A 7,437-nucleotide genomic window follows, 5' to 3' on the forward strand; every position below is an offset into this window, starting at 1 on the left:
ACAGTTATTGGAGCAAGCCGAAAACACAATTTATTCCAATCCGCAAGAAGCAATTCGCATTGCGAAATATATAAAAAACAATACCGAAAACCCGCAACAATTAACTCACGCCTCCTATCTTTTAGCTGCTAGCTTTTATATTGAAGGAAAGCTTGACGAAGCGCTAAAAATGGGCTTGCAGGTACAAAAAGACAATAATAAAAAGCAAACAGATAAAGATGTAAAACGCTACGTACTTCTTTCAAAAATTATGAAAGAGCTCGAGCTGAATAAATTAGCCAAAAAGTATGCAACCGAAGCTATTAATCTCTCGGAAAACATTAAAAACGAAGCTGTTCACGAATGGTTGAAAGGAAAGATTTTACAATATAATACAGTTTCAAATGGCGCTGAAACTTCACAACAAAATATGAAGAGGCTTTACAAAGCTAAAGCATATTTCAAAAATGCATCATCTCGTTTTCAATCCGTCCAAATAGGAAATATAAATTTGGATATTGCGGCAATTCAACTTCGCGAATTTCAGTTAGATTCGGTTTCGTATTACTTAGAAGCCGCTTATTCACAGAGCAAAGCAGCCAATCCCGGCAATTATTTGGAAATGAAAAGCCTGCAACTGTACGGCAATTATCTTTTTCTTCAGAAAAAACATAAGGCAGCCATCGATTCGTTAAAGGCGGCTATGCGTATTGCAGAAAAATTCACACATATTGCGGAACAGATTGCCATTTCGGAAGCTATTGCAGAAAATTATCTGGCTTTAAACGATTTGGTGGATTTTAAAAATCAAAACGCCCAAACCCAAAACCTCAACAATTTACAAACCGATATAGATAATGATGCGGTAAACGTCGCCTTCAATTTTATAAGTGAAAATGAAGCTGAAAAATTGACAAACGCAAGAGCCAATTTACAAAGGAATGCAGTAATTTTAGGAAGTGTTTTTTTACTCGTGGTACTGTTGTGGAGCTATTTAGTTTTTCGCTATCGTATAAAAACAAAACAATACAAAAACTACATTGGGTATTTTGAAAAAAAACAAAAATCCGAACCCGCTATTCCGTCAAAGAAGGAAATTGTTAAGCATTCGGTAGTTCCCAAAGAAACGGAAGAAAAGATTTTAGAAAAGTTAAACGCCTTCGAAAAATCTACCGAATTTACAAAACAAGAAATGTCTCTTTCCCTGCTCGCTCTGCAGTTTGAAACGAATACAAAATATCTTTCCGAGGTTGTGAATTTCAATAAGCAAAAAAATTTCAACGCCTATATCAACGAATTGCGCATTAACTATATAATTGAAAAACTAAAAACCGATCCGGCCTATTTACAATACAAAATAAGCTATTTGGCGCAAGACAGTGGATTTACATCGCACAGTCTTTTTGCCACGGTCTTTAAATCGGTAACGGGTATTCCTCCTACCGCCTTTATTACAATTTTAAAAGATAAAACCGAACAATTAAACACAACGCAGACTTAAAATGTTAGTTAAAAATTTACATGTAAAATGTGTTTGGTTTGCAGCAATTGTATTGTTGCCGCTGGTTGTTTCTTCGCAATCAAAGATTGACAGCATTCTTACCATTGCCACACAACAGATTTATGAAAACCCAGATATTTCTATCAAATTGGGGAGTGAGCTTTTAAACGAAACGGATATTTCGGCAGACGAAAAAGTGCGCATCATTTTAATAATTTCAACCGCTTACTCGTCCAAAAGAGATTACGAAAAATCGCTAGAAAACACCTTAAAAGCGCTGGATTTATTGCCGAAACTAACCGATGTGTATTTAAAAATAAACCTGCTAAACCGCATTGGTGGGCAATATCAAGAGCTTAAAATTTACGATAAAGCCATCAATTATTTAAACCAAGCCAAACAATTGATTGAAGAAACGCCAGAAAATGATGTAACAATCAGAGGTTTGGGTTACAATAATTTGGTGCGAGGTTTTGTGTACCGCGAACAGATGAGTTGCGACATTGCTCTCAATTATTTTGACAAAGCAATTGAAGATTATAAAAAAATTCTGAACCATCCTGCAGGCAAAGCCAATATAAGTACTTCCTATTACAACCGCGGCAACTGTTTAATTTCTTTGGGAAGACCCAATGAGGCAGAAAGTAGTTTTAAAGAAGCAGTAAAGTACGCCAAAACAATAGATGCCAAAAGTTTGGTAGCCTTTGCCCAAAAAGGGCTGGCGGAAGTTTATACTTCGCAAGGTGAATACAAAAAAGCAATAGCGCTTATAATTGATGCACTTCAAAATTCTGAAGACGTGGGTGATAAGGTTTTAAACAGAGCCTTATACAACGCTTTGGCGACAAATTATTTGGCAACCGGAAATTTAAAAGACTATTCACTTTATAAAAGCAAAAACTTAGAAGTTCACAGAGAACTTACAAAAGCCGAAAGACAGACCGTAGATAATTCAATAAACGACTTAATTGACACCAATTCGGAAAAATTAAAAAGTGTAAAAAAATCTACAAAATTTCTACAAATAGGTTTTAGTTCACTCATCCTACTTTGCATTATTTTCTTAATAAGAACCGTTTTTACTTCAGAAAAAGAATTAAAATCTCTCAAAAAAAGATTGAAATTTTAGCGCTTTACGCTTTGTATTCCCAAAGTACTGCATAAAGCCTCTTAATCACAAACCACTGTTTAGCAGTGTTTTAAAACTTAAACTGTATTAGAATTCTGAATTCTGAAAGGGTGTTTCTTTTATTATAGTATGCTTAAAACTACTTTGCGGCATCAAATTTCACTAATTCTATTTAATTATTACAAATGAAGAAAAATACTTTTTTAAAGAAAAGCGCCATGTTGGCGTGTTTATTCCTGGCCGCTGCCACAACCCAGGCACAGATCGAGTTTAAAGTGCAAACCGAAATGTCTACACGTTTTAACGATGTAAACGATTCTGGTTTTGGGGTTACGGTCTTTGAATATTATGATTTCGAGACCAACACATTTACTCCCTTAGAAAACGAGGCATTTATGGTACAGGCAACCAACAACGATGAAAATGTTGCCGGCTATATGTTTTTTGATGAAACGGAATTTATCTTGCAAGCAGCATACAGGTTAAATGGTGTATGGAATCCTATAGGATTTACCGCCAATCAGGATCCCTATAATTACGATGAAAATACCCCTTACGGAATTTCCCCCAACAGCCTATACGTTACAGGCCAATCTAACGTGGGGAACGATTATGGCGGATTCCTTTACAATACACAGACCCAAGAACTTTTAATCGCACTAGATCCCGAAGGAGAAGCAAGTGCATCTTACGCTGTAAACGACAACGGTATTATGGTAGGATGGGTAGATAGACCAGATAGTGGCGGTACGCTTCGTGTTCCTTCATACAGAACCTTGGATGGGGAATTTCATTTTATTCCTGAAGGCCAATTGCCAACACTTACCGGCATAAACACCATTAACGACATAAACAGCGCCGATGTAATGGTAGGCGATTTTGATCTTCAACCCTTTATTTACGACCGTACGACCAACACTTTTACATCTTATGATAATCCCGGAGGTGCAGACTACGCCGGTTTTGCGAGCATTTCTGAAAACGGCGTGGCCGTTGGTTTTGCAGAAGTAGACTTTCAAACAAGAGACGCAATTATTTACCATCCTTCTCTTGGCAGCCAACCTCTTTTCTTAAAAGATGTATTGGCAGATAACGGCATTGCCGTAAATACCCCAGATGGCCTTTTGGGAACTGCCATTTCTGTTTCTCCAAACGGAAAATATATTACAGGCTGGTTAAATGGACCACCACCGTTTGCAGAGGGATGGACAGTTTACCTTGATGACCTTATTTTGGGAACAAATGAAGTATCACAAAACACAGTATCTTTTTATCCAAACCCAGTTGAAAATGTGCTTCATTTAAATTCAATAGAAGCAATTGATTCTGTAGCTGTTTACACAATTACTGGCCAGAAAGTATCGAATGTAACTATCAATGAAAACCGAACTGAATTAAATCTTTCAAATTTAGCCAGCGGCGTTTACCTTGTAAAGGTATTGAGCAATGGTAGTGTTGAAAATTTAAAAGTTGTAAAGCAATAGTAAACCTTCCCCTAATTCTTGTTTCACTTAAAAGCCCGCTTCATTTTTTGGAGTGGGCTTTTTTTTGAAATAAATTTGAAAGTAGTTTTTAAATCAAGCTTTATTTTATTGAAGTGAAACATTGCTATAATTAGAGTTAATCGTGATGGTTTTATTAGAACCGTTATTTTGATTAAACCCTTTTACCAAAACCCTGTCCGCACTTTTAGATTCTTTAAGTTGAAGTGATTTCGGGTATTTTAAAGTAGATTTATTTCCTGTGAAATAAAACGAAAACGCACCCGCCGGAACTTTTACGCGCGCATCGGTATTTTCCAAACGAATGTCTAACGTTTCAAAACTATCTGCCACTTTATCGATTCGCAGATCGCCAAACGAACCAGAAAGAAAAGCTTGATTTGTAATATTCCCTATCCGCACATCGCTAGAATTGGCTTGCAGATTTATATTTTGAACGTTTTCAATGTTGCAGTGATCCACAAACTTTACGTTTAAAACCCCCTGTTTCCAAACTTTAACAGAAATGGGCGCATACGAAGCATTGATGAGGGTTTGCCCCCCATCAATACTGTTTGCCGTCAATGGCGTGTAATTTAAATTTGCCTTTAAGTTGTTTGCATCAGCCATTTTTAGAACGCCGTGCCGAATGTTTACTTCAGTTTTGGTATTCTTCGGCATTCGAATAATTATAGTTCTTTTTGCATTGCCACTAGTAACGTTACTGCCGTCGGCTTTAATAATTATAGCAGTGCCATTGGGCGATTTTGTAACCGTTTTTGAATAATTTGCGCCCTCCGCTTCCATTTTCTGTTCTAATTCGTCTGCCCAAACCTCCATTTTCCTTCCGTATTCCTCGCCCCAAGCTTCCATGCGTTTCCCAAAATTTTCGCCCCAAGCTTCCATCTTTTTTCCGTAAGCATCACCAATACTATCTGCCATTTTTTCATCCCACGAATTTTCAAAACTCTTGCCCCATTCCTCCATTCGCTTTTCAAAATCTTTCCCGAATTTTTTATCCATTTGGGCTTCAAATTTTTTCATATAACCCTTTTCATCCTTTTTAAAGGCTTCATAATCAAATTGAATATTGCCAATATTTTCAAGCAATTCTTCTGGTAATGGTGGCACCCTTATGTTTTGAATCATCGGCATTACCATATCTTCCACCAACGGTCCAATAAAATCCATTGAAGGCATATCGGTCATCGCAAAATTCTGGTTTGAAACATTGGAGTTTATACTTACTTTTTTACTGTTGCCCGTAACATCCAGCTTCCAGTTTTTCATTTGTTGCTCCTTTTCACTTGCAGAAAGATTATCGCCTTCTATGAATGCTTCAACTTCAACTTTATTTTTGTTCCAAGTTTCAAAAATGACATTTGTAAAAGAAGTATTCACAGAAACTTCCACGTTATCGTTTACGTTGAAGCTCTCCACATATTTTTTTTGCGAATAGCCAAAGGCAGAAACCAGCAAGAGTACAACTATGGTACTACAATTGTATAACTTTAAATTCTTCATTGTTTTGGGTTTTAAGTTCTTTCAATTTGTTTTTTAGTTTGAACAGCAAATCCAAACGCAGTTTCAAATTATCAATCAAGGCAGTAACAGTGGCTTCGGTGGGGCCAACGTTGCTCAGTTCGGCATTAAGTGCACTGTATTCTTTATCCAGTTCTGCAAGTCGCTGCATATAGCCATCAACCACATCTCGGTTTTCATCGGTTATTTTTAGGGAAGCCAATTGCACGTTAATACCGGTCATATAATATTCCTCTATTTTTTTAAGATTTGGTGAAATATCTGCCAATGTAAGTTTTGGAGCTTCAGTGTTTTCTACATTTTCCGAAGTATTTTCAACGACAGTATTGTTTGGGTTTTCAGAAATAACCGAATTGTTTTTAGACAATTGTTGATATCCAAAAAAGCTAACCGCTATAAAAACTACAAGTATTGCAGCAATTTTCATCCAAGGAATGGAAGCGGCCTTTTCTACAGAAGTAGTTTCTAAAAACGCCTTGTCTAGTTTCGCTTCAAAACGCGCCCGATGCCCTTCCCGAAGTTCAATTTTCTGGGGCTCATAATTTTCAAACATTTTTTTAATATCCCGTCCCATAACGCAAGTGTTTTAATTTTTCTTTCAGTTTCGCTTTTCCTCGATGCAAATACGTGCGAGATGCATTTTCAGAAATCTGCAGTATTTCTGAAATTTCCTGATGATCGTACCCTTCCAATAAAAACAACTTTACCGTAAGTCTGTAATTTACTGGTAGGGTTTCAATTGCGGCCAACACTTCTGAAACTGTAGCTTCATCAGCAATTGTCCAGTCGTCATTTTCATCAACCATCGTAAAAACTTCAGTGTTTAATGACTGCAATTCCATCTTTTTACTTTTAATGCTGTCAAGACACGTATTTATAACAATTCGTTTTAGCCAAGCTCCAAAAGTTACGTCTCCATTAAATTGGCTCAATTTTTGAAATGCTTTTATAAAGGCATCCTGCATTGCATCTTCCGCGGCCGCGGTGTCTCTTAAATACCTATTTGCTATAATAAACATACCGTTACAATATTTAGTGTAAAGCGTCATTTGCGCTTTACGGTCGCAGTGTTTACATTGCTCTATTAATTGTAAATCTGACAAACTCGTTGGTTTTTTGGTTGCTGTTCATTTAAAAGACGACGAAAATTACAGGATGTTGCAAAATTGACTTAAATTTTTATGAAATATTTGAGAATTACCGTTTTAAATTGACCCTTTTTTACACTAACTTTGATGAAATTGCACAACTATGAAAAAGAATTACGCAGATTTTAATAAACTAAACCGATTGCTGGTAGCCTGTTTTGAAGCCGAAAAGCTCTATTATAACGCCGCACAAGATGTACAAACTACAACCTTGAAGCGCTTTTTAAATTATATGGCCGTAGAGCGCAACAGAATGAGCCACGATATTTCTAACGAACTTCACTCGCGCGATATTGAACCACTAAAACAAGATTCCGAAAAAGGAAATATAGACCGCACTTGGCAGGAAATTAAGGAAGCATTAGAATACATAAATCCAGAAGCAATTTTAAATTCGTGTATAAGCCGCGACCGAAATAACTTAAAACGTTACGACGAACTTTTGGAACGAAAAGAATTACCTACTCCTATCCTTGAATTACTTGTAAAACAAAAATATCAATTAGAATGGTATATTAAACAAGCCGCACAACAACTCACAAAAAGTCCGTTTGTAGAGCCAAACACCGATGAAAAATCTGAGAAAAAAAAAGAAGAGCCGCCAAGCAAAGATAAAAGCGGCAAAGTTATTAATCTAAAAGCCATGTAAAATAAAAA

7 protein-coding genes are annotated in these 7,437 nt (G+C 36.5%); 4 read left to right on the top strand and 3 right to left on the bottom strand.

Going from position 1 to position 7,437, the window contains the following annotated elements; genetic code table 11:
* The first annotated feature begins 7 nt into the window (after window positions 1-7).
* From K8089_RS14425 to K8089_RS14435, 3 genes are all read left to right on the top strand, one after another.
* Window positions 8-1,480: a helix-turn-helix domain-containing protein gene (locus K8089_RS14425; protein ID WP_237604005.1), complete on the top strand. Its 1,473-nt coding sequence runs from the start codon at window positions 8-10 to the stop codon at window positions 1,478-1,480.
* A 1-nt stretch (window position 1,481) separates the two neighbouring features.
* The gene (locus K8089_RS14430; protein ID WP_237604006.1) at window positions 1,482-2,609 is read left to right on the top strand and encodes a tetratricopeptide repeat protein; all 1,128 of its coding nucleotides are present in this window, start codon (window positions 1,482-1,484) and stop codon (window positions 2,607-2,609) included.
* A gap of 185 nt (window positions 2,610-2,794) precedes the next feature.
* Window positions 2,795-4,093 (top strand): T9SS type A sorting domain-containing protein, encoded by a 1,299-nt coding sequence (locus tag K8089_RS14435; RefSeq protein WP_237604007.1) that lies wholly within the window; start codon window positions 2,795-2,797, stop codon window positions 4,091-4,093.
* Between the two features lie 105 nt (window positions 4,094-4,198).
* Here the strand turns inward: K8089_RS14435 and K8089_RS14440 are convergent, their stop codons facing one another.
* From K8089_RS14440 to K8089_RS14450, 3 genes are read right to left on the bottom strand one after another with little or no spacing between them, the layout of a single operon-like run.
* The gene (locus K8089_RS14440; protein ID WP_237604008.1) at window positions 4,199-5,614 is read right to left on the bottom strand and encodes a YggN family protein; all 1,416 of its coding nucleotides are present in this window, start codon (window positions 5,612-5,614) and stop codon (window positions 4,199-4,201) included.
* Window positions 5,586-6,185: a hypothetical protein gene (locus K8089_RS14445; RefSeq protein WP_237604009.1), complete on the bottom strand. Its 600-nt coding sequence runs from the start codon at window positions 6,183-6,185 to the stop codon at window positions 5,586-5,588. Before K8089_RS14445 ends, K8089_RS14440 begins: the two co-directional genes overlap by 29 nt.
* 4 nt (window positions 6,186-6,189) lie before the next feature.
* Window positions 6,190-6,735, bottom strand: a complete 546-nt coding sequence (locus K8089_RS14450; RefSeq protein ID WP_237604010.1) for an RNA polymerase sigma factor — start codon at window positions 6,733-6,735, stop codon at window positions 6,190-6,192.
* Window positions 6,736-6,883: 148 nt separating this feature from the next.
* Between K8089_RS14450 and K8089_RS14455 the strand changes: the two genes are divergently transcribed.
* Window positions 6,884-7,429 (top strand): DUF2383 domain-containing protein, encoded by a 546-nt coding sequence (locus K8089_RS14455; protein ID WP_237604011.1) that lies wholly within the window; start codon window positions 6,884-6,886, stop codon window positions 7,427-7,429.
* The last annotated feature ends 8 nt before the right edge of the window (window positions 7,430-7,437 follow it).

Source organism: Aequorivita vitellina (assembly GCF_022008365.1).
In the GTDB taxonomy this organism is placed as follows: domain Bacteria; phylum Bacteroidota; class Bacteroidia; order Flavobacteriales; family Flavobacteriaceae; genus Aequorivita; species Aequorivita vitellina.

Bases quoted from the DNA above. Each gene is read 5' to 3' on its own strand.
- K8089_RS14430 (WP_237604006.1), top strand. From the start codon at position 1,482: ATGTTAGTTAAAAATTTACATGTAAAATGTGTTTGGTTTGCAGCAATT.
- K8089_RS14435 (WP_237604007.1), top strand. From the start codon at position 2,795: ATGAAGAAAAATACTTTTTTAAAGAAAAGCGCCATGTTGGCGTGTTTA.
- K8089_RS14440 (WP_237604008.1), bottom strand. From the start codon at position 5,614: ATGAAGAATTTAAAGTTATACAATTGTAGTACCATAGTTGTACTCTTG.
- K8089_RS14445 (WP_237604009.1), bottom strand. From the start codon at position 6,185: ATGTTTGAAAATTATGAGCCCCAGAAAATTGAACTTCGGGAAGGGCAT.
- K8089_RS14455 (WP_237604011.1), top strand. From the start codon at position 6,884: ATGAAAAAGAATTACGCAGATTTTAATAAACTAAACCGATTGCTGGTA.